Annotated in this window: 25 protein-coding genes; 16 read left to right on the forward strand and 9 right to left on the reverse strand. The window is 65.9% G+C overall.

Annotated features, from left to right (window positions below):
- Positions 1–140: 140 nt before the first annotated feature.
- Complete coding sequence (locus GLP40_RS26385) at positions 141–614, reverse strand: site-specific integrase (protein WP_230329968.1); 474 nt, start codon at positions 612–614, stop codon at positions 141–143.
- Between the two features lie 384 nt (positions 615–998).
- Here GLP40_RS26385 and GLP40_RS26390 point away from each other — a divergent pair, with 384 nt between their 5' ends.
- Complete coding sequence (locus tag GLP40_RS26390) at positions 999–2,099, forward strand: protein kinase family protein (RefSeq protein ID WP_328290684.1); 1,101 nt, start codon at positions 999–1,001, stop codon at positions 2,097–2,099.
- 134 nt (positions 2,100–2,233) lie between these two features.
- On the opposite strand, the gene GLP40_RS35210 is transcribed toward GLP40_RS26390, so the two are convergent.
- On the reverse strand, positions 2,234–3,238 hold the full coding sequence (locus GLP40_RS35210) for a tyrosine-type recombinase/integrase (RefSeq protein WP_456094008.1): 1,005 nt from the start codon (positions 3,236–3,238) through the stop codon (positions 2,234–2,236).
- A 127-nt stretch (positions 3,239–3,365) separates the two neighbouring features.
- On the opposite strand from GLP40_RS35210, the gene GLP40_RS26400 reads away from it, so the two are divergent.
- The 4 genes from GLP40_RS26400 to GLP40_RS26415 all read left to right on the forward strand — a co-directional run bounded on the left by GLP40_RS26400 (position 3,366) and on the right by GLP40_RS26415 (position 6,104).
- Entirely contained in the window at positions 3,366–3,701 is a 336-nt protein-coding gene (locus GLP40_RS26400) for a hypothetical protein (protein WP_154790727.1), read from the forward strand.
- A 37-nt stretch (positions 3,702–3,738) separates the two neighbouring features.
- The gene (locus GLP40_RS26405) at positions 3,739–4,665 is read left to right on the forward strand and encodes an SMP-30/gluconolactonase/LRE family protein (RefSeq protein ID WP_154790728.1); all 927 of its coding nucleotides are present in this window, start codon (positions 3,739–3,741) and stop codon (positions 4,663–4,665) included.
- Positions 4,666–4,806: 141 nt separating this feature from the next.
- Entirely contained in the window at positions 4,807–4,983 is a 177-nt protein-coding gene (locus GLP40_RS26410; protein WP_154790729.1) for a hypothetical protein, read from the forward strand.
- 59 nt (positions 4,984–5,042) lie between these two features.
- Entirely contained in the window at positions 5,043–6,104 is a 1,062-nt protein-coding gene (locus GLP40_RS26415; RefSeq protein ID WP_154790730.1) for a hypothetical protein, read from the forward strand.
- 260 nt (positions 6,105–6,364) lie between these two features.
- On the opposite strand, the gene GLP40_RS26420 is transcribed toward GLP40_RS26415, so the two are convergent.
- Together GLP40_RS26420 and GLP40_RS26425 are read right to left on the reverse strand one after the other, a co-directional pair.
- Positions 6,365–7,414 (reverse strand): amidohydrolase family protein, encoded by a 1,050-nt coding sequence (locus GLP40_RS26420; protein WP_328290685.1) that lies wholly within the window; start codon positions 7,412–7,414, stop codon positions 6,365–6,367.
- Positions 7,415–7,874: 460 nt separating this feature from the next.
- The gene (locus GLP40_RS26425; RefSeq protein ID WP_154790732.1) at positions 7,875–9,347 is read right to left on the reverse strand and encodes an HNH endonuclease signature motif containing protein; all 1,473 of its coding nucleotides are present in this window, start codon (positions 9,345–9,347) and stop codon (positions 7,875–7,877) included.
- A gap of 144 nt (positions 9,348–9,491) precedes the next feature.
- Between GLP40_RS26425 and GLP40_RS26430 the strand changes: the two genes are divergently transcribed.
- The 4 genes from GLP40_RS26430 (at position 9,492) to GLP40_RS26445 (ending at position 12,257) form a co-directional block, all read left to right on the forward strand.
- A complete protein-coding gene (locus tag GLP40_RS26430) occupies positions 9,492–10,199 on the forward strand; it encodes an SDR family NAD(P)-dependent oxidoreductase (RefSeq protein WP_154790733.1) in 708 nt (235 codons plus the stop codon).
- A gap of 282 nt (positions 10,200–10,481) precedes the next feature.
- Positions 10,482–10,745, forward strand: a complete 264-nt coding sequence (locus tag GLP40_RS26435) for a hypothetical protein (protein WP_230329969.1) — start codon at positions 10,482–10,484, stop codon at positions 10,743–10,745.
- Positions 10,746–11,199: 454 nt separating this feature from the next.
- Positions 11,200–11,946 (forward strand): peroxiredoxin, encoded by a 747-nt coding sequence (locus tag GLP40_RS26440; protein WP_154790734.1) that lies wholly within the window; start codon positions 11,200–11,202, stop codon positions 11,944–11,946.
- A 101-nt stretch (positions 11,947–12,047) separates the two neighbouring features.
- Complete coding sequence (locus tag GLP40_RS26445; protein WP_154790735.1) at positions 12,048–12,257, forward strand: hypothetical protein; 210 nt, start codon at positions 12,048–12,050, stop codon at positions 12,255–12,257.
- A 94-nt stretch (positions 12,258–12,351) separates the two neighbouring features.
- Here GLP40_RS26445 and GLP40_RS26450 read toward each other — a convergent pair whose 3' ends face one another.
- Positions 12,352–13,824, reverse strand: coding sequence for an IPT/TIG domain-containing protein (locus tag GLP40_RS26450; protein ID WP_230329970.1), 1,473 nt, complete (start codon positions 13,822–13,824; stop codon positions 12,352–12,354).
- A gap of 948 nt (positions 13,825–14,772) precedes the next feature.
- On the opposite strand from GLP40_RS26450, the gene GLP40_RS26455 reads away from it, so the two are divergent.
- Genes GLP40_RS26455 through GLP40_RS26465 form a run of 3 tightly spaced genes read left to right on the forward strand, consistent with a single transcriptional unit; the run spans position 14,773 to position 15,736 of the window.
- Positions 14,773–14,997 (forward strand): hypothetical protein, encoded by a 225-nt coding sequence (locus tag GLP40_RS26455; RefSeq protein WP_154790737.1) that lies wholly within the window; start codon positions 14,773–14,775, stop codon positions 14,995–14,997.
- A gap of 53 nt (positions 14,998–15,050) precedes the next feature.
- Entirely contained in the window at positions 15,051–15,434 is a 384-nt protein-coding gene (locus tag GLP40_RS26460) for a hypothetical protein (RefSeq protein ID WP_196054804.1), read from the forward strand.
- A gap of 35 nt (positions 15,435–15,469) precedes the next feature.
- Positions 15,470–15,736, forward strand: coding sequence for a hypothetical protein (locus GLP40_RS26465; protein ID WP_154790739.1), 267 nt, complete (start codon positions 15,470–15,472; stop codon positions 15,734–15,736).
- A 280-nt stretch (positions 15,737–16,016) separates the two neighbouring features.
- Here the strand turns inward: GLP40_RS26465 and GLP40_RS26470 are convergent, their stop codons facing one another.
- Complete coding sequence (locus tag GLP40_RS26470) at positions 16,017–16,745, reverse strand: VIT1/CCC1 transporter family protein (protein WP_407671673.1); 729 nt, start codon at positions 16,743–16,745, stop codon at positions 16,017–16,019.
- A gap of 472 nt (positions 16,746–17,217) precedes the next feature.
- Positions 17,218–18,045: an alpha/beta fold hydrolase gene (locus GLP40_RS26475; RefSeq protein ID WP_154790740.1), complete on the reverse strand. Its 828-nt coding sequence runs from the start codon at positions 18,043–18,045 to the stop codon at positions 17,218–17,220.
- A 74-nt stretch (positions 18,046–18,119) separates the two neighbouring features.
- On the opposite strand from GLP40_RS26475, the gene GLP40_RS34920 reads away from it, so the two are divergent.
- Complete coding sequence (locus tag GLP40_RS34920) at positions 18,120–18,365, forward strand: hypothetical protein (protein ID WP_154790741.1); 246 nt, start codon at positions 18,120–18,122, stop codon at positions 18,363–18,365.
- Positions 18,366–18,423: 58 nt separating this feature from the next.
- Here the strand turns inward: GLP40_RS34920 and GLP40_RS26485 are convergent, their stop codons facing one another.
- Positions 18,424–18,906: an NUDIX domain-containing protein gene (locus GLP40_RS26485; RefSeq protein WP_230329971.1), complete on the reverse strand. Its 483-nt coding sequence runs from the start codon at positions 18,904–18,906 to the stop codon at positions 18,424–18,426.
- Positions 18,907–19,023: 117 nt separating this feature from the next.
- On the opposite strand from GLP40_RS26485, the gene GLP40_RS26490 reads away from it, so the two are divergent.
- From GLP40_RS26490 to GLP40_RS26500, 3 genes are read left to right on the forward strand one after another with little or no spacing between them, the layout of a single operon-like run.
- Positions 19,024–19,614, forward strand: coding sequence for a TetR/AcrR family transcriptional regulator (locus GLP40_RS26490; protein ID WP_154790742.1), 591 nt, complete (start codon positions 19,024–19,026; stop codon positions 19,612–19,614).
- Complete coding sequence (locus GLP40_RS26495) at positions 19,611–20,459, forward strand: alpha/beta fold hydrolase (RefSeq protein ID WP_154790743.1); 849 nt, start codon at positions 19,611–19,613, stop codon at positions 20,457–20,459. Before GLP40_RS26490 ends, GLP40_RS26495 begins: the two co-directional genes overlap by 4 nt.
- A gap of 9 nt (positions 20,460–20,468) precedes the next feature.
- On the forward strand, positions 20,469–20,828 hold the full coding sequence (locus GLP40_RS26500; RefSeq protein ID WP_154790744.1) for a VOC family protein: 360 nt from the start codon (positions 20,469–20,471) through the stop codon (positions 20,826–20,828).
- A gap of 179 nt (positions 20,829–21,007) precedes the next feature.
- Here GLP40_RS26500 and GLP40_RS26505 read toward each other — a convergent pair whose 3' ends face one another.
- The gene (locus GLP40_RS26505; protein ID WP_328290686.1) at positions 21,008–21,880 is read right to left on the reverse strand and encodes an NAD(P)-dependent oxidoreductase; all 873 of its coding nucleotides are present in this window, start codon (positions 21,878–21,880) and stop codon (positions 21,008–21,010) included.
- Between the last annotated feature and the right edge of the window lie 38 nt (positions 21,881–21,918).

Raw genomic sequence — 21,918 nt, forward strand, 5'->3', positions numbered from 1 at the left:
ATGTTCCGGCACTGGCAGTGGACACCGCATGCCTGGCGAACAGGATGACAAGAGCCGGGTAACGGGAGACTGTTACGCCCGGATCTGTGGGAGCCCAGGGGTGAGATTCCCCTGGGCCACCCGACTGGAAACGCTGCAGCTCAGCGTCGGCGGTCGGCTCCCGGGCCGAGCAGCGCGGTGAGATCGCGCATCGCCTGCGGCGATGGTTTGAAGTAGCGGCGCAGGTTCTCGGCCTTGCGGTGCCGGGACTTGGCCATCAGTTCCAGCAGGCTGGCCCCGGATTCCCCGAGGTGTGTCAGGCCGGAGTGCCGGAGTTCGTGCAGATCCCAGCCGGTTCCGGGGCCGTCGATCGCGGTGGCGGTGTCGAGTAGATCGCGGGCCTGGTCGTAGGACAGCCGCGCCAGCCCGGTGTCGGGGCACAGGTCGCGGTCGGCGAGGTACTTGCCGGGCCCGGGCCGGCGGTGGGTCACGAATACCGGCCCGCGTGTGCGGCCCTTGATCAATCGCGGGAGCAGCCGGGCGGTGCCCGCGTCCCAGTACACGATCTCGAGGGCGTGTTCGTGGTGGGCGGGCCCGCGGCGGCGGGTGCGGGGTTTGGCGCCCTTGGACTTCACCGGGGCGCATCGGCCCGGTTTCGCCGACCTTCTCCGCGTCGAACACCCGCGAGTCCGGAATCAGTTGCTGCACAAATGCACTGGTCGTTGTCTTGCCAGCGCCGTGGGTGCCATTAAGCCAAACGATCATGGGCCCAACGTTAATGCCATGACGGCGGTCCACTGTGCGGAGCTGCCGGTTCGTCACCTCACGGCCAAGCACAAGGTTCGGTTTGGAGATCGTGACGTAGAGTGCGGTTTCGGGGGACACGCCGGGACCGCCATCGGGTGCGGCCTTTGGATCGATCTCCTGCCCGCTCCGGAGGCTGCCGGGCACGACCGCGTGGCCATGGCTGAATCGAGGTCGGCTCTCACATGAAGGCCGCAGCGAAATACCCCGACGCCGTGACGTACTCGCAGCCTGACGAGGTGGCGGCCCGCGACATGTCGCGCTCGGCGCGCCTGTACGCCTACGGTGCCGTCTCCACGGCCCTGGCGCTGCACAGTGATCACGCGTTGCGCGAGCTCGTGGACGCGGCGACACCGCTCGGCGTTGGGATCGGCGGGAAGTCGGCGCTGCTGGAGATCGCCGGAACCCCGGTCTTCGTGAAGCGAGTACCCCTCACCGACCTGGAACGACAGCCCGAGCACCTCCGCTCCACCGCGAACCTGTTCGACCTGCCGCACTTCCACCATTACGGCGTCGGCCTCATCGGCGGGACGGGCTTCGGGGCCTGGCGCGAGCTCGCCGTGCACACCATGACGACGAACTGGGTGCTCGCCGCCGAACACGAGGGCTTCCCGCTGATGTACCACTGGCGGGTGCTGCCGGACACAACGCCGCTTCCGGACGAGCTCGCCGACGTCGACCGGGTCGTCGCCTACTGGGGCGGCCGACCGCAGATACGCCGCCGCATCGAGGCCCGCCGGGACTCGTCGGCGAGTATCGCGTTGTTCCTCGAATACATCCCGCAGACCCTGCACGAGTGGTTGAACGCACAGATCGAGGCGGGCTGCGAGGCCACCGACCGGGCCTGCGCCATGGTGGAGCGGGAACTGGCCGCCGGCACCGCGTTCATGAACAGCCACGGGCTGCTGCACCTCGACGCGCACGTCTGGAACATCCTCACTGACGGTCGACACCTTTACTTCACCGACTACGGCCTGGCGCTCTCCTCCGCGTTCGACCTCTCGCCGCAGGAAGCCGCCTTCTTCGACCGCAACCAGAGCTACGACCGCGGGTTCACCGCCAACTATTTGGTGAACTGGCTGCTCACCGCCCTGTACGGGGTGCAAGGCCGGGAGACACGCGCCGCCATGGTGCGTGCCATCGCCGAGGGCGAACCTCCAAAGGGCATCCCCGAGGGAACCGCCGCGCTCCTCACCCGGAACGCGCCGGTCGCCGCGGCGATGACCGCGTTCACGCGTGCGTTCCAGCAGGAGAGCCGCAGCACCCCGTATCCGGATCAGGAGATCCGCCGCCTGCTGGACGACCAAGCCACGTAGTCAAATCGCCTGGCCAAGAATCGATTTCGCGTCCATTCCTACTCAGCCGACATCGGCCTGTCGCCGCATCTCCTGCGACTCACGATGGTCAGGGTTTCCGAATTGCTTTTGATCAGCAGATAGCCCCGATCGGCCTATGGTGAGGTCACGTCCGCCGTCGAGCGGCTGGGTCGGTGCGGGCCTGCCACGCAATCAATGCCTCGGCGGAGGGGCGGGCGTACTTGGCCAGCGACCGTACCGAGGTGTGCCCGCTCATCCGCATCAGCATTGGAGTGGACGCCCCGTCCTCGGCGGCATGAGTCAGTTTCGAATGCCGCAGCTGATGCAATGTGAACGGACCACGCGAAAACGCGGCGGTGTGGTCCTCGAGTACCTCGAGCGCCCGCCGGTACGACAACCGCGCGCCCGCTGTCGGGGTCAGTATCGGTTTTGGCGACAACGGATTTCGCCTTGCGGTCGGTCAGATACAGCGGGCCGGTGCGACGGCCGGCCAGCAGGCGCGGCAACAGCCGGGCTGTGCCGGTCTGCCAGGCCACGATGTCGGTTGCGCCGCCCTTGCGGATCACGGTGGCGCACCTGTTCGGCATGTCCAGGTCTGGGATGTCGAGCAACAGCAGTTCCTCGGCGCGGGCAGCTGTCTCGTAGAGCATGTGCCACAGCACCCGTTCCCGCAGCGGCGCATCCATACCCAGCAGCGCGGCCACCTCGTCGCGGGTCAAGGCGCGGGAGTGGTCCGGCGGCACCGCTCGCGATACCAACCGCGACAACGGATCTCCCACCAGCCAGCCCTGCTTACGCCAGTACTCACGTGCTGAGCGCAGCGCAGCAAGGCGCACGTTGAACGTCTGGGCAGACTTGTTGCCCCATTTAAGGGTGAACCAACCGCCGACCCGTTCCGGTTCCAGCAGGCCGACATCGGAATCCGGACCGAAGTCGCGCACCAACGCGTCGAGTGCGACCGCGTAGCCACGTCGGGTGTTCACGGCCGGAATGGTCGCCAGGAACGCGGCGCGCGCATCGGCCAGCCTCACGCCCCGTCCGCCGATCGCTCGCACCTGCCCCACCGTCGCCTCCACCCTGAGCGCACTACCGCAGATAAATTGCAGAGTCGAGCCCACCGGCGTGATGCATTTCGCCACGTCCGTCCCTGACGGCAAACAATCTACCGCAGATAATGTGTCGTTGTCTGCGGTAACTCCTTAGCGTGACTTTTCGCGAAGCTGGGCCGCCGATGTCGGCTACCAGCATCGAACATGTTGCCTGGCAATGTATTTCGAGCTCAAAGCCTCGCCTGCGGGCTCTAGGCGTGACTTTTCTCGTCACTGGCCCTCACGGGCCGAGCAGGCCCGCCGGGCCGCGCTGGTCGATTATTTCCTCAACCACTACAACCATGATCGGCCCCACGCCGGCATCGGCCACCAGCCCCCGATCAGCCGCGTCCCGCTGCGCACCTACCGACTCCCCGACACCGGAATTACCATCCCCGTCACGGCGACGTTCGCGCCGGAACAACTCGCCCTCGATCTCGATGCCATGGGACCAATGTCTCGAGACACCACGGCTAGCCATCGCCGCCCCAGTTCGCGGCATTGTTCGCCCTGATGACGAATGGGGCGACCACCGACTAGCGTCTAACCGCATGGGGAGAGTTGGGCGCGGGTTCGGCGCTGTCGGGTTTGTCGGGGCGCTGTTGGCGGGGACGGTGTCCGCGGCGGTGGCGCAGACCGACCCGGTGTCCGGGTGTGACGGCTGGCAGATGGACACCGTGGCAAAGAATTTGGGCGACCTCGAGAACCTCGAAACCGACGGGCACGGCGGCTTCTACGTCTCGCCGCTGAACGGGCACAAGATTTACGACATCGACGCCGCCGGTGAAGTCACCGTAATACCCGACGATGCCGCCGCCAGCGCCATGGGGCTGCAGCGCGACGGCACCACGCTGTACATCATCGGCAATCTGGCCGACGGTACCGGCGTGCAAGCGCTGGACACCGAAACCGGCGCAATAACCAAGGTCTCCGGCCTGTTCGGCAACGGCCTGTTGCGGCTGCCGAACGGAGACCTGTTGACCACCTGGCTCGGCTACGAATCGCTGCCCCCGGCCGGCGTCAGCATCTACCACCACGACACCGGTGCGGTGCAAGGGAATTGGAGCCCGGTGCCACGCGCCGAGGGCCTGACACTGAGCGCCGACGGCAGCACCATCTACACCGACGACATCATCACCGGACTGATCTACCGGATCCCGGTCGCCGACCCGGTGCACTGGACCACGGTGGGCCGGCTCGACGGCCTGTTCCCCGGCGACGACGACCTCACCATCAGCCAGGCCGGAACCCTGTACGTCGCAGCCCATATCAAGGGCTCGATCGATCGCGTGGACCCGGCCACCGGCGCCACCTGTTCGATCGCCACCGGCTTCTCCCCTGGTTGGACCGGCCCTTCCTCGGTACGCATCGGCCCCGACGGCGACAACTGGGCCCTCTACGTCACCGCCTTCGACGGCACCTTCCGCCGCCTGCGCCCCCCGCCGGGCGTCGACCTCACCCCCACCACAGCCAGCTAACCATTCTCGCATCCCATCGCACGCAGAGAATTGTCCTGACACGGCAGGAATTTGGCTCCACACTAGGAACCAACCTCGTGAGACACCACACCTAGTCGCGCGTTCCGAGGCTACGGGGTCGTCTTGTTGAGGTGTTGGTAGATGGTTGGGGCGCGTGACGCCGAACGCGGCGGCGATCTGGTCGACGATGTATCGGCATTTGCCTCGTTCATCGAGTTCGTCGTACATCCGCTGGGCCAGTTGCAGCGCGCATACGGAAAGCGTTACAGCGAAGGTATCTGGCCTGCGAAAATTCCAGCGGCTCAATACATCTCGTGATCGCACGCTCGTTTCCTCGGCACCGACGCTGTCTCTTGTGAGAAGGTGAGGTTTCACTCGTGAATTCGGTGCTGCCGGTGTCGGTTACGAGTATCGAAAGAATCCGGATGCAGGACGGCCGTCGTCGTCATCGTCGCGAAGTCGGCCGGCCGCAAGGTTTTCGGCCTCGCCACCGCGGATGTCCGCCTCGCATAACCTCCGCCACAATAGCTCTGGCTGTCATCGGGCCGATGGTAGGTGTTGATCAACTCTGGGATCATCGGGTCAGCTTCGACATTGATGCCGATGGAAGGAAATCGCGGATGACCGCCCCGCGGCGGTACTGGATCGAATTCGACCGACAGGAGTGCTCCGACGCACGGTTCTGGCAGGGCGTCGGCGTGACTGGATTCGACGTACCGGATTGCTTGTCGATGGTGGCGGATCTGGTCCACGACGGACCGTTGCCACCCGTGCGCCGAATTACTGTCGATATCTCGCTGGCCGAGCCACTGCCGGTGAATCGCCGCTATCTCGGAGTCCCGGTGTGGCGCGGCGTGTGGTATCCAGCCGTGAACCTCGGAACCGGGCCGACCCACGGCATCGACCGACGAGGTGCGCCCTCCGACTACCCGACGCCTGTCACAGCATCAGGCCGTCGAGTGCGGGCCAGCGAGACCCTGCGCATGAGGACCACGTGGTGGGACGAAATCCCGCATATCGATGGCCTGCTGTGGCCGTTGGTGGACATGCACCGTGCCGAGAACGGCCGCGGAATGCGGCTGAGCGCCCCAGCGCTACGCGCCGCTTGCGCCACGGATCCAACCTACGGGGACATGGTGCGCGAAGCCCTCGACTACATGATCACGTGGCGCCCGACCCCGGACGAATGGTTCGACCCGACCGAAACCAGGTTCGCCGATCAACGGGACCTGGACGAGTACCTGCGAGCCTTCCGCGACTACTTGTTCGGAACTCGCCCGGAGCCGATCTATCCTCCCGGCAGCGAGCCGCTTTCACCCGAGGACGAGTACCTGCGAGCCGTCCGCCGCTTGGTCATCACTCGCCCGGCGCCGATCGACGCTCCTGGCGGCGAACGGCTTTCACCCGACGCGAAGCCACGACTTTCCAGGGACGAGTGAGACCCGTCAGCAGCCGGGACGTCCTGCGGTTGCCGCTGGGCGCGCAACCAACCAGTGCGGAACGCGCTGCGGCTCGAGAGATCTAGTAGTGCCGGATATCGCGCTTTCGGGCGCACGATCTTCGTGCCCCGGATAATGGGCTGTAATCCGAGGCAACCTCGAAGCCGTGCAGCAGCGGAGCCCTTTCGGCGCCACACGTGCATTCACCGAGGGTGAATCTGTCGCTTGACGCACATTCACCCTCGGGTTCGCGACGTGGGTCAGCCACCCACGTGCTCGGGGCGCACGTATTCGACTCCCCCACACCAGATTCCACGGATCGCGCGAGTCGCGCGGATATCAGCGACGGGGTCGCCGTCGAGCAGAACCAGATCGGCCCGCAGGCCGGGCGCGATCGTGCCCCGGTCCGTTAAACCGAAATGGCGAGCGGGCAGCATGGTGGCCGCGTTGAGCGCCTCGACGGTCGAAAGACCCGCCCGGACGAGCAGTTCGAGTTCGTGGTGCAGACTCGCGCCGTGCGCCGGATGGAACGGGACCCCCGGAGTCGCATTGGCATCGCTGCCCGCCAGGATCGGGACACCGGTGGTGTGCAGTGCCCCCACGCTCTGCAGCGAAGCTGCGAACATGGCACCGACACCGAACGATTCGGCGCACCCCTCCATCATGGTCAGCGTCGGAACGACGACCATCTGCTCGACCGCCATCCGTCCGATCTCGGATTCGGACAACCGCGCCCCGAGCGGTACATGGGTGAGAACGTCCACCCCAGCATCCACCGCTGTCGCGTACGCCTCCGGCGACGTGGCGTGGACGACCACCTTCACCCGGTGGGCATGCGCCGCAACCACAACGGCCTTCATGATCGCCGGATCGAGCCCTTCGTCGGTCGCCTCGAACAGGATCTTGATGTAGTCCGAGCCTCCGGCCAGGCGCAGAGCAACCGCCGCTTCGGCGTCCTCGGGGCCGCTAACGGCCGGAATGCCATCGATACCGGGGACATTCGCATGAGCGTCCGCGGAGCCGACGATCGGCAGACCTGCGCTGCGCATGCTCGCCGTACCGATCCGATCCCGCTGCGCCGCAACCAACTCGGGGCTCAGCGCACCCATATCGAGTGCCGTCGTGACACCGTGCGCCGCATACACATCCAACGTCTCGACATCGTCGAGATGAACATGGGCGTCGATGAATCCCGGCACCAGAACCGCACCCCCGGCATCGACGACTTCGGCACCCGCCGCGTCGACACCGATCACCGACCCGTCGATGACGACCGTGGTCGGGTCACCGATCTCTCGCCCGTCGAACACCCGGACATTCCTCAGCGCGAACTTCCGACTCGCTATCCCCTGCATTACCTTAAACTAGAACAGGTTTCGAATCTCGGCCAATCGATCAGGCCCATGCCAAAGCCAACTCGAGGGCAAAAGGCCGAAACTGCCTCTTACAGCACGGAAAACGATCCACCGCCACTACCACGATCCCGCGACGATGCGAGACCGGCCGGCCCCGCCGAGGATTACGGCGTTGGCCGCTCCACCATCCACCGCGTCATCAGCGGGGACATGCCTCGAACCTGATCGAGGCACGGCAGAGGCAAGCTACACAGTATTGCGCCATATCCGCTTGGTTCTCGCCGACATACGGGGACTCCGATCATCCCCGCCCAATAGGGAGGGCGCGGATCGACCACACTGCTCTGGTTGGATCGTTGACACGAGCTCGCGGTGTTCGAGCATCCGGGCGGCGGGCAACCGGGGTGGCCCCGTCTCAGGCAGGATCGCCGGTACGCTCGCCGGACAGCCATGATCGCCGCTCGTTCCGCGATCGAGCCAACGTTCTGGCGACCTGTTCGGGGGCGTGGTGATGGTGGTTGACGCGGGGGGTTTGGCTGGGGTCTTGGTGGGGTGGCGCGATCCATCCGGTGCGGCCCGGATACCCCGAATCATGGCCCAGCACCACCGTTTTCCAGCCACCGGGCCCGTCATGAACCAGGCCGTGGCAGGCATCGCAGGCCAAGGTCAGATTCTCGATATCGGTGCCGCCGCCCTCGGCCCATTCCTGCACATGATGCACCGCCGTCAGGGTGGCGGGGGCGGTGCAACCGGGTCGGGTGCACCCCTTCTCGGCGGCGATCAACGCCAATCGCTGCGCCGGGGACGCCAACCGCTTCGCACGACCCAAATGCAACGGCAGCCCGTGGTGGTCGAACACCGCCAGGAACGGGATCGCGTTCTGCGCGAGCCGCAGGGCCTCGGGGATGGAGATCGTGCCCCCGGACGCGGTGGTGGTGACCCCGGCGGCCCGCTCGACCTCCGTGACGGTCATGGTGAAGATCGTCGACACCGGCAATCCCCGATGCGCCCCGAACTTCTCCGGCCCGAAATCCGGGCGCAGCAACGCCAACACCGCATCATGGGTGCGTTGCGCGGTCGAGCGTCGGTCCCGCCCGGCGGCCTGCTCCACCGTCTTCGCGTCGAGGCGATCATCGGCGACCCAGGGGCTGTCGGGATCCTCTGGGTTGCACATGCCCGGCCGGGCGGCCTTGGCCAGATACGGGTCCAGCACCGCCGACAGCGCCGGGGACAATAACCCCGATATCGGTCGCATCCCGTCCGCGCGTTGGGCACCCAGACTGATCCCGCGCATGCGGGCGCGATCCTCATCGCCGGTCCGGCGGCCGTCGGGGTCGAGGTGGGCCAGGATCCGTTCCCCCAACACCGGCAACACATCCGGGGACATGTGCAACGCCAACCCCACCAACTGCTGATCGGCGAGTTCGCGATCATCGGCGTTCACGCTGCCGGGGATCCGGGCCATGATCTTGCCGATCACCCGCGCATGCTCACCCGAGACGAGCCCACCGGCCTGGGCGGCGGCGGTCCACACCAACACCGGGGCCTTCACCACACCACTGACCGGATCGGTCCTGTCCGCGAGCACATCCACCGCCGCGGCCCGCGCGGCCGCCTCACCCCGCCCGAGGTTCAGGGTTTCCTGCAGGAACTTCGACAACTTGCCCGACCCGGAACGCTGGGGCAGGCACCGTCCCTGCGCCTCGGCCGCCAACTGCCGCGCCACCACATCCAACTGCCGACGCACCGCCTCGACCTCACGCATGACATCCACGATCTCGTCGTCGGCATACGGCACCAAGGACAGATCCAGGAGGTCGTCGGTCGCCTCGCGCACCGCGGACACCGCCGCGGGCACGTCAGCGTGAACCAACTCCCTCCACTTCATATGTAAATTCTATCAATGCGATTCACACCAATATGCGCGAATGATATTGTGAATCAACAATATTCAGATTCCAATGCTTTCACCGTCCTCGTCTCGCGGCAAAGGCCTTGACCTGGAGTGCTCTCCAGATCCTAGGTTTGAGGCATGAGCAAAATTCTGATCACCGGAGCGAACAAAGGGATCGGCTTCGAGACCGCGCGCCGACTCGTTGCGGAGGGACACACCATCTATCTCGGGAGCCGTGATGCCGAGCGTGGCCGACGGGCGGCCGACGAGGTCGGGGCTCGGGCGATTCAGCTCGACGTCATCGATGATGAGTCGGTCAATGCGGCCGTGGGAGTCATCCGGGCGGAGGGCGGGCTGGATGTGCTGATCAACAACGCCGGGATCCAGGCGGAAATGGGCGACGGCGGAGTCATCGGCGCGGCCGGGCTGACAGCGGAGATCATGCGGGAGACGTTCGAGACCAATGTGTTCGGCGTGGTACGGGTTCTGCACGCCTTTCTGCCGCTTTTGCAGCAGTCGGAGGCGCCTGTAGTGGTTAATGTCAGCAGCGGACTGGCGTCGCTGGCCGGGGTTACCACGCCCGGAAGCCCGCTCTATCAGTATCCGGGCGTCGCATACCCGGCCTCGAAAACTGCCGTCAACATGCTGACCATTCAATACGCCAAGGCTTTTCCGGAGATCCGCATCAACTCGGTCGAGCCCGGCTACACGAAAACGGATCTGAACAATTACAGCGGTCATCAAACCGTCGCCGAGGCGGCGGAGATCATCGTACGAATGGCCCAGATCGGCGCCGACGGTCCTACCGGCGGCTATTTCGATATCAATGGCACGCTGCCGTGGTAATCCGGAAGCGTGGGTATGTTCGGGTGCTGTGAATGCACAGCCGGGATGACCGTCACTCTTGATACTCGGCTGGATGGTCACACTGGGCGCTCGACCCTCGAAAACGACCCGGCGCTGGTCAGCATGTCCACCTGCCGTGGCAGCGCGAGCCACGACGGTGACGAGGTGGCGCATCGGTGGATGCGGGCGGGTTTGGGCCGGATCAACGGGCTGTTGTCCGCGGCAGAGTTGGGGTTCTCGGCTTCTGCGAACGCCCGGTAGAGGGAGGCGACGGACGGAGATATGCGCCCGCGTTCTTCCCGGCGGATCGTGATCCTGCTCGCCGCACTGATCGCCTCCGAGGCCGGCATCGACACCCTCACCCCCGACGAGTACGAACAGGGCATGGAACAGTTCCGGGTGGCGGTCCTGGGCGCCGACCCCGACCGCTTCCCCGCCCTGGCCCACTTCGCTCGCGAGATCCGCCCCCTCGGAGCCGACCGCCGCGCCGCATTCGAAGATATCCTCGCCGCCCACCTCGCCCGGGTCGAAGCCGCAATTCCCTGACGCGCGGACACGTCGGAGCGGTCCACCCAAATCTGCGAAATCCGGCGCTGCTTTCGGATCCGCGACGTCGTTGTGATCACCGTCTGAGCCTCGGGACTCGATGTCCCCACCCTCAGGCGTATTCCGGTCAACGCCTTGGATGTGCCGCCCGCCGCGCTTGTGACCGATGTCCTGATCAGTGCGGTCGTTGTGCTCCTGCGCTGTGTCGGCAGCCCGGATAGCGTCGGCTTGGCCATGGTTCCGGCCGCCGGGAGGTGGGGCACGCCGGGTGTGAGCGCATGAGCCGCGTTCGGTCGGGCCGCCACACCGATGACCGGGACACGGTCGTTCCGATCGGTCGACCACTCCTCATGAACGAATCGAAACCGTAAGCCCGCCACCGACCTACCCGGGCGTCACTGTGCACTTCATGACTGCTTCGGGAATTCGGGGCCCGATACACCGGAGGTGTCCGATGACCGTTCCCGAGAGCTCTTCCGCAGCCGTGTCCGCCATGCCGCGCATCGGTGATCCCGCACCGAGGTTCACTGCCGCGACCACCCAGGGACCGATCGACTTCCCGGGCGACTACGCCGGCAAGTGGGTGATCTTCTTCTCCCATCCGGCGGACTTCACTCCGGTCTGTACCAGCGAATTCGTCGAGTTCGCGGCGCTGCAGGATCGGTTCCGGCAGTACAACACCGAGCTGGTCGGCTTGTCGGTCGACGGTCTCTACAGTCACATCGCCTGGTTGCGCACGATCGAGGAGAAGATCACCTTCCATGGACACGATCACGTGCGGGTCCGCTTTCCGCTGGTAGAAGACGTCACGATGACGATCGCGCGGCGCTACGGGATGATCATGCCGGGTGAGGATTCCACCAAGGCGGTGCGGGCGGTTTTCGTCATCGATCCGGCCGGGATCGTCCGTGCCGTCATCTACTATCCGCTGAGCACCGGTCGCAACTTCGATGAGCTGCTGCGCTTGATGCAGTCTCTGCAGACGGCCGACGCCTTCGGCGTGGCCACCCCGGCCGACTGGCGTCCCGGCGATCCGGTGATCGTGCCCACCGCGGGATCGTGCGGAGTGGCGGCCGAGCGCATGGCCGGCCGCGAGGCCGACGTCGAATGCCAAGACTGGTTCTTCTGTACCCGGTCGATCAGCGCCCAAGAGGTCGATCAGGCGATCCGAAGCGACCACGCCGCTGCGGCCGGAAGCTGAACGACGACAATCGAGAACGGCTCGAGATGTAGTGGCCACGAAGCGGTTTCCCCCTGCGGTCCGACACCGGTGCGCCGTGGTCCGTTCGGTGGGCAGCGTCGGTGCTGCGAGTCGCCGAACGGGCGACGGCGCGGACGAAATTGCCGCCGCGGCCTCCTGCCTCGGCGATCACCGCCTCGCAGATCACGCTGCGCGGGGTGGCAGGCATGGCCCCGATCCCTCATGTGCTGCAACGGATTTCCGGCGACCGGTTCGACGAGGTGATCGACATGTGGATGTGGCCGAGCAGCGCCAACGATGCGGCGGCGTGATCGCGAGCCCGCCGCGAGGGGGTCGGAGCCGAGCCTCATGCGCACGCCCAGAAAGGACGATCGAGGCTCGGCTCCGCCGGATCCGATCATGCTCTCAGGCGTAGGTGAAGGGTATCCCTGCGCTTGTGCCGACGGGTGTGGTGACAGTGACTTGCACCGTGCCCGTCCCGGGTGGAGTGACCGCGAGAATCAGCGTGTCGGACAACACGAGATACAGGGTCGCCGGGGTGGCGCCGAAGGTTACCGCAGTGGTACCGGTGAATCCGGTGCCGGTGAGCGCCGCGAAAGTTCCTCCGGTCACCGGGCCGGTGTTCGGGCTGATCGAGATGATGGCGGGAATTCCCAGATAGGTGTATGGCAGGCCGTTACTCGCACCCGCCGTGCTGGTGACCGTGACCGCTACCGTGCCTGCTCCGGCAGGCGCGACAGCGGTGATCTGCGTGTCCGACACGATCGTGAACGACGTTGCCGGTGTGGCACCGAAATTGACACCGGTGACGCTGGACAGGCCCAGACCGGTAATGGTCACCGTGGTTCCGCCGGCTTGCGGACCCACCGTCGGTATCAAGAACAACAGGATCGGCGCCAGCACGTAGGTGAAGCCGAGCCCGTTGCTCGTCCCGGCCGCAGTGGTGACCGTGACCGGTACCGTCCCGAGACCCGGTGGAGCGACGGCGGTGATCTGCGTGTCGGAGTTGACGGTGAACGAGGCCGCTGGCAGGACGCCGAAAAATACTGCCGTAGCGCCGGTGAACCCGGTGCCGGTCAAGATGACGGTAGTGCCTCCGGTTACCGGTCCCGACGCCGGACTGATCGAACTCAGCGTGGGTACCGGCAGATACGTGAAGGCGACGCCGGCACTTGTTCCGGCCGCGGTGGTGACCGTGACCTGCACGGTACCCGTGCCCGCAGGAGCGATCGCGAGGATCTGGGTGTCCGACAACACGAAATACAAGGTTGCCGGGGCGGCACCGAAATTCACCGCGGTGGCGCCGGTGAACCCGGTGCCGGTCACGGTGACCACGGTGCCTCCGGTCACCGGCCCCGAATTCGGGCTCACCGAGATCACGGTGGGTACTCCCACATAAGTGAACGGCAGCCCGGTACTCGAACCCGCCGCGCTGGTGACCGTGACCGACACCGTGCCGGCCCCCGCGGGAGCGATGGCCCTGATTTGTGTGTTCGACACGATCGTGAACGACGTTGCCGGTGTGGCACCGAAATTGACTCCGGTGGCGCCGGATAGACCGGTACCGGTCAGCGTGACCGTCGTTCCCCCGGCGGTCGGCCCGGTGATGGGAGCGATGAAGGTCAACGAGGGAACCGTCACGTAGGTGTAGGAAGCGCCGTTGCTCGTTCCACTGGCATTGGAGACGGTCACCTGTACCGTTCCCGTTCCCGGCGGCGCGATCGCCGTGATCTGCGTGCCGGAATCGATGGTGAAAACCGTTGGGGTCGCGCCGAACTGCACGGTGGTCGGCCCGGTGAACCCGGTACCGGTGATAACCACGGAGTTACCCCCGGAGGCCGACCCCGAGGACGGCGAGATAGCGGTGATCGTAGGCATGATGGCGCCTCCTTGTCGGTCAAGTGGGTGACGCAGGGGTGCAACAGGTTGCTCTGCGGTAGGTTTGCCGACTCTCGCCATGGCACGGCAATATCCAGTAACACCCCTGAACCACCACTGGGGCAAGACATCTCGCTATCCGCTTTGGTTCGCTTTGGCCGTGCTGCCGGGTAGCCGAAGCCGGCGCCGATGAGACGCGTAATCCTTTGTGCCGGTGTTGGTCAGCCGGGCGATGATGCTGCAACCGGTGTGGCGCGTCGATCAGCTCCCGAGCCCGTGATCGATAGACCCGACACCGCCCGCCATCAGCGGATTGCGGCCGACATGACCCGTCGGGACGACGGATAGCGCGACGAAAGCACGGGTCGGTCGCGAAGCAGTTGAACGCGTGCCCGATACGGAGGTGGCTCGGGCCTGGCAACATGCGCGCGAAACCGGACGAAAGCGGATCAGGAGATACGTTGCCTGGCAGCCGGTCCAGGAGTGTTAATGAAAGAACCGGAGCATTCGGCAGGAGTCGGCACCCCTGGGTGCGGAGCAACGATCGAGCGCAGCAACGAGGAGGCAAGCATCATGCCTACCAAGCGCGTCGCATTCTGCGACTTCAGGCTCTCTCGTCGGACATCCCAATGCAGCACCGACCCGGCGGCGATCGAAATCAATTGGCTGTGGGATGTATTCCGGGAGCCAGTAGCACGCGCGGCCCGATGCGGTGATCGTGATCGGCGCGTCTCCGGCAGGCGGCAGGCCATCCGGTCCGCGCGATTCGAGACCGTTGGACCCGCGACGTCTACGAGCCGGTCCGCTGGGCAATTCGACGAAATGTGCTGGGGCACAGGCATCTACCAAAAGTTCGGCAACCGCCGCGTCTGCTGGAAGCCCCCAGAATCTGGTGACGGCATACACCGGCGACCGCACAACCACACCAACTGAGATCAGGAGAATCCGATGAACAAGCTGCTGTCCATCGCGCACAGCGAGCCGGTGCGCGTGCTGCTCTATCCGCTGCTCGTAGCACTGATCGGGTACGGGGTCACAAAGGGCATCATCTCCTCCGATGCCTCGGGTGTGATCCTCGCCGTGCTCGCAGCAGGGCTGGGCATCCCCGCAGTCGAATCCGCACGCAGCAGGGTCAATCCGGCCTCTCCTCCGGACAGCGGTGACGCTGCATGAGAAGCCCGAAGTCGCCCGCCCGCCAGGACCCCTTCGAGGTTGTCCTGTGCGTTGTGTTCGGCATTTCGGCACTGCTGCAGTGCTTCTACGGTTCGCCTCCGAACTCCGCCGTCGAGAATCTGCCACCGGGATTGCGGATGCTGTGGCTGGGGCTGACGCTGAGCGGCTGTCTGACAACTCTTGTCGGCGTGTTCGCCCGGCGGGTATGGGGTTATCTGATCGAGCAGATCGGTTTGGGGGCGCTGGGCTGGTCACTGTTCGCCTTCGGCACGCAACTGCTGACGATGCAGATCCATCAGCAAACCATCAGTGCGGCCACGGTCCTGGGCGGTCCACTGCCTATCGCGTTGGGCGTCGCGTTCCTGTGGAAGCGTCGACAGGTATCGCAGGATCTGAAGACGCTGCGTGCGATCCGAGCCAGGAGGACTGCCTCGTGAATGCGCTTGCGTCCTCACCTCTGTTCTCCACACTCGTGCTGCTCGCCAGCTCCTCAGCGGTGTCAGCCGCGGTCACCGCATGGTTCAAGCGAGGCGATGTCGACGCCACCATGACCAAGAAGAAAGCCGACACCGCAAAGGTGCTCAGCGATCTCGCCATCTCCGAGACCCAACGGATGTCCGAACAAATGGGAGAATTCCGGATGGCGCTGCGTGTGCACCGTGAGTGGGACCGGAAAATGGTCACCCGCGCACGCCAAGCAGGTATCGAGATCGACGATCCTCCTGAGCTGTACCTGTGACACAAGCCACCGTGTGGTCGGCTGTGACACAAGCCACCGTCTGGTCGGCAACGAATCAGCGCTGCGCGCCATGCAGCTTCCGACGCAGGTGACCGACTATGCTCATCCGGCTCCGCTACGGCGGATCGGTATCAGTCTGGGGATTCGGCCTCTCCCTCGCCAGCAGCGGCGAACACGAAATGGCGCCGGAGGAAACTGCACTCAGGTCCCGCGGCTTCTGCTGGCCGGTGACGCGCCCACACCGATCGCCCGAGAGCTGCTCGGCCGCCGCGATTCTCGACTAAACCGCGACGCCGACCAAATGTCCGATCACGTAGGTGGTGCTCATGGCGAGCGCCCCGCCCGCAAGCACTCGCACGGTCGCACGAGCCACTGGCGCCTGACCGAGGCGTGCGCCGACCGCGCCGGTCAATGCCAGTGCAGCCAGCACCGCGCCCATGGTGAGCGGCACCCGAATCGCCTGCGGCGTCAGGATCGCCAGCAGCGGCAGCAGCGCGCCCAGCGTGAACGACAGCGCTGACGACAACGCCGCGTGCAGCGGATTTGTCAGTTCGTCCGGGTCGATGCCGAGTTCGGCTTCGGCGTGCGCGGTGAACGCGTCCCGGGCCGTGAGTTCCTCCGCCACAGCCTGAGCCGTGGCCGCCGACAAGCCCTTCGCCCGATAGATCGCCGCCAGCTCGGCAAGTTCGGCTTCCGGCTGCTCTTCCAATTCGCGCCGCTCGACCTCGAGCAGCGCGCGCTCGCTATCCCGCTGAGTGCTCACCGATACGTACTCGCCCAAGGCCATCGAGACCGCGCCGGCCGCGAGTCCGGCCACGCCCGCTGTCAGGATCGCGGTGCTGTTGCTGGTGGCCGCGGCCACCCCGACCACGATGCCTGCCACGGAGACGATCCCGTCGTTGGCTCCCAATACGCCGGCACGCAACCAATTCAGGCGCGTCGCCACTCCGACCGCATGCGGCTCGATCGGCTGTGCGACCGCCACTGATCCACCGAAATCGTCCCTCACCGGGGGAACGGTAATGCTTCATCTGGTTTCCCGCCAGCAAAGAGAGGCTCACCGAATTTAGGTAATGCATTGCATACCAGTTATTTTCGGGCGGTTCGACAAGCCGGGGACTCGGAGGCCAGGAGGTGGCCGCACATTGGCCAGCGGCGCCGTTCACCTCGCCGAGTAACCACGGTTCTCTGGTCAGCCGAGCCGTTGTTGTCCGAACAATGCACCGTGCGGTTGTCTTCGCGCCTCACGTTGTCGAACGCCGGTTTGTCAATCCCATCGCGGGGACACCGCCGCGCCCGCGAATACCACAAGCAAAGCTGCCGTGATCCTCATATCGGGAACCATTCGAATGCTCACAGTCCGCACCCCGAACCCCCCGGTCCGTGTGTCGGCGGCGCAATCCCTCGGAGGGACGACGACCATGCATCGATGCAGGCAGGGCCGACAAGACCCGGTCAGCGATGCATGGTCGTCGACGGCATCAGTTGGCTTCGAGGATTTCGCGCAGGCGCTTGGCGAAGGCGTCGGGCTGTTCCATGAAGCCGCCGTGGCCGCCGGGAAAGAGGGTCGGCTCGATGCTCAACTCCGTGCCGAGGGCACGTGAGGTGTGGTCGCAGAACTTGTCGGCGGACTCGTCACCGATGCCGATAATGATCTTGGTTGGGGTGGCGCGGAGGGCGTCGAGGGAGGGCCGCCAGCCGGAGGTGGCGTGCAGCTCATGCCGGTAGAAGAAGTCATCGGAGGCGATGGACCCGGGGTCGCGCTCGCCGCCGAACATCTGCTGCAATACCTCCTCAGGCATGAACAGGCCGGTCATGGCGAAGAACTCGCGGACAGCGCCGAGCACGTCGCCGGTCTCGTAGACCGCGATGATCTTTTCGGTCTGGGCGCGCAGCTCATCGCGATTGGGTAGCAGCTCCCGCAGCGGCGGCTCGTGCGCGATGAGCGTCGGGACGAGATCGGGCCGAGCGATGGCCAGTGCCAGACCGGTGATCGCGCCGCCGCTGGAACCGACCACGATGGCCGGGCCCTGGCCGACATGGGTGATGACGCGGGCCAGGTCATCGGCGCGCAATTCCGGTGTCGAGTCCTTCTCGGTGTCATTGACCCGGCTGCGGCCGTGGCCGCGCGGGTCGCTGCACAGGACGGTGAAGTCGGGGGCGAGCAGTTCGGCCAGCGCACCGAACGGTCCGGAATCCATCGGGGCGCCGATCAGCGCGATCAGGGGCCCGCTACCGCGGACTTCGAAGTAGATGGTGCCGTCCGGCACCGCGACGGTTCCGGAAGTGACAGGCGCGGTCGAGGTCATGGTTGCTCCAAGTGGGCTCGATACATGGACACCAGCTACGACGGTACGACCGCACCGATTTCATCGCTCCGCGAATGGAAAAGCCGCGTCCGGTGGAACTCAGCCGACCTGACGGCCTTCGGGCAGAGCGCATGGCCATGCCCTCGGCCATGCCCGTCGGGCGCACGCCGAGCGCCTGGTTCACGCGGGCGCGCTGGTTCTCCCAGGCGATGGCGATCGCCAGCTCGGTCAGTTCCTTCAGGTGCGGGTCCAGTCGGTTCGAGAACAGCAGCATGGTCTCGCAGAACATGGTGCTGACCAGCAGCTGCGGGCGCCTGTGAGTTCATCCTCGGTCGAAAACGAGACGCGCGGTCCTGGTCGGCCGTCCGCTGATCGGTATCAGCCGACCGCGTATCCGTCCTCCAGATAGACGGCGACGCCTTCGATCTTGGCCCGGCGAGCCATAGCCACGCGCCTGGCCAGCACACCCGGCAGCAGCCGCCCCGCCGCCTCGGTGTCGCACCACGCCCAGCTCCGAAGTTCTTCCGCCGGAAGGGTTATCGACGCGACCTGATCCGCGTCGAGCAGTCCGCCGTCGTACACCACCATCACCCCATCATTGGGATACCGGCCGGCGGGCACCCAGTCGACCACCAGCAGCCGCCCCAGCGGCAGGCTCAGTCCCAACTCCTCTCGTATCTCCCGAACCGCTCCGCGGTACGGCGATTCGTCAGCTTCGACGACCCCACCGGGCAGCTCCCAGTGCGGCTTGTACGTCGGTTCGACCAACAGCACCCGATCGCGCTCGTCCACGAACAACGCTCCCGCGCCCATGCGCTTGCGGGGCAGGCCCAAGGCATATTCGTTTGGTTCAGAACCCATGCGGCACAACAGTATCCGTCGTGCGACCGCCTCCGACGATCTCGATCCGGGTTGGCGGATACCGCAAACCTATGTAGATTAGTTTTTAGCCTAATGATATTAGGGAGGAGTGGGATCATGTCGCCCCGAGCAGGTCTGACCGCCGAGCGGATAACGCAGGCGGCTGCCGAACTGGCCGATGACATCGGGTTCGACAACGTCACGCTGACCGCGGTGGCGAAGAAGTTCGGCGTCAAGGACCCGAGCCTCTACTCACATGTGCGGAACCTGCAGGATCTGCGCACGCGCGTCGCGCTGCTGGGCGCGCTCGAGATGACCGATCGCATCGGCATCGCGGTGGCGGGCCGGGCGGGCAGGGATGCGCTCGTCGCGTTCGCCAATGCCTATCGCGACTTCGCCCGCGAGCATCCCGGGCGCTACGCCGCCACCCAGAGCAAGCTCGATATCGAGGCGATCGCCAACGCGCCCGGAGCCATTCGCAGTGTCCAGCTGACCGAGGCCCTGCTGCGCGGATACGACCTCGACGGCACGGAACTCATCGATGCCGGACGCCTGCTGCGCAGCACCTTTCACGGTTACGCGACCCTCGAGACCGGGGGCGGCTTCAACCATTCCCGAGAGACCGACGACTCCTGGGCACGCATTCTCGAAGCCCTGCACCTGCTGCTGACTCAGTGGCCGAAGTCGAAAGAGGAGACCCCGCAATGAGATCCGAGATGTTGCGTGTACCCGGCGCGACCCTCTACTACGAAGTCCGCGGTACCGGACCGCTGGTGCTGTTCCTGCCCGGCGGTGGAGGCGACGCGGCTTCGGTCGATCCGATCGCCGAGGTACTCACGGACCGATTCACTGTGGTATCGCTCGATCCGCGCGGATACTCACGCAGCGTGCTCGACGGACCGCAGCAGACCCAGCGGGTCGAGGTACAGAGCGATGACGCGTTCCGATTGCTGAACCAGCTCACCGACGAGCCCGCGTTCGTCGTCGGCGCCAGCGCGGGTGCGATCGTCGGCCTCGACCTGCTGGCGCGGCATCCGGGCCGGGTGAGACTCCTGGTCGCCCACGAACCACCGTGTTTCGCAGTACTTCCCGATGCCGAAGAACAGCGCGCCATGATAGAGGAGGTCTACACGCTGTTCCGCACCGAGGGCCCGGCCGCGGCGGGCGCGCGCTTCGTGGCCGGTATCGGCAATGCGATGAAGCCGTCTCCCGCGCCAACCGAGCTGCCGCCGCGGGCCGCGGAGATGTGGGCGCGGCTGGCGGCCAACGGTCCGCTCATGCTGGAGTACGAGCTGCGGGAATTCACCTCGTACATTCCCGATTACGAGGCGCTGGCCCCGTCGGCCGACCGGATGGTCCTGGCGGTCGGCCGACAGACCAGGGGTTGCCTGCCGTACCGCCCCGCGGTCGAGATCGCTCACCGGATCGGCCTCGAGGTCACCGAGTTCCCGGGAGCCCACAATGGAATGCGCACCGAAGCACCCGAATTCGCCGCGCAACTGACCGACATTCTGACCGCTCACCTGCGGGTCGGAGAGGCCGGCCGCTGTTAGCGTCAGCGCATGATCGCTGGCGCGCACACCATCCTGTATGCCGAGGACGCCGAGGCGGCACGGGCCTTCTTCCGCGACACCCTCGGCCTCGCCTACGTCGACGCCAATGACGGGTGGCTGATCTTCAAGTCGCCGCCCGCCGAGCTCGCAGTCCATCCGGCCGCCGTCCCCGACAGCGGTCGCACCGAGCTGTACCTCATGTGCGACGACCTCGCCGCCACCATGGACGACTTGCACTCGCAGGGCATCGAGTTCACCTCCGAGGTCATTACTGCGGGCTGGGGCCTGCTCACCATGCTGAAGGTGCCCGGCGCCGGGGAGATCGGGCTCTATCAGCCCCGCCACGCCACCGCCTGCGATCTGGCCTGATTCCGCATCGGATGCTCTGCGGCCGTTTGCTTTTCGTGACAGCCCGAACCGATGGCAGCACCTGGCCCGGACACGAAGGGGCAGACATGACTCTGGTGAGGAGCGGGACCGGGGTCGTCGGCGCGGAGCTCACGCAGGCGCGGCCCCGCGTGATCGAATCCGATTGGCGGGATCGAGGTTCAGGCGCGCAGAAGGTCGATGAGTTTGGTTTCGGACAGGTCGCCGTGGCCTGATGCCACCAGCCGCTCGAAGATCTGTTCCGCTGTGTGGCCGAGGGCGGCGGGAGTACCGACCGCGTCGGCCAATTCGACGCCGATTCGGGTGTCCTTCAAGCGCAGCGCGGCCGTGAAGGCGATATCGCGATCATGGACGCCGGCAAGCATTTCGGTGCACATACGGACCACGGTCGGGCTCGCCGCGCCGCCCCTCGACAAAGTGTCCGCGACGACATCCAGGTCGAGCCCGGCGAGTTCGGCTGTGCGCAGCGCCTCGGCGGTCGCGGCGATTTGAATGGAGCCCAGCAGATTCTGGATGAGCTTGAAGCTCGTGCCCGCGCCGACCTCGCCGAAGCGGACGACGGCGGTGCACAGCGGTTCCAGCAGCGGGCGGGCTGCGTCGAGATGGGCGCTGTCCGCGCCGACGAAAAGCGTCAATCGCCCGGCGACCGCCGCGTCAGGGAGCCCGGTCACCGGCGAGTCGAGGTAGCGGAGACCGTGCGCGGCAGCGTGTTTCGCCAGTTCCAGCACCCAGGGCCGGGAGATCGTCGAGAACTCCACCGCGAATGCGTTCGAGTCGTACTCCCCCGCCAGTGCGCCGTCCGCGCCCAGCCAGACCGCCCGCGAGGCGTTGTCGTCGGCCACCATCGCGAATATCGCTTCGGCGTCCCGTACAGCTTCGCGAGGTGTCGCCGCGACTGTCGCGCCCTGGGCAACGAGTGCGGTCGCTTTGCCCGGAGTCCGATTGAATACGGTCACTTCGTGCCCAGCGGCCACCATTCGCGCTGCCATGCCCGCACCCATTCGGCCCACACCCAGAAACGCGATCCTCGTCACCCGCCGAACCCTACCGAGCCCGGATCGGTCCGGGGAAA

Origin of the sequence: Nocardia aurantiaca, from assembly GCF_009708175.1 — a bacterium.
Classification (GTDB): domain Bacteria; phylum Actinomycetota; class Actinomycetes; order Mycobacteriales; family Mycobacteriaceae; genus Nocardia; species Nocardia aurantiaca.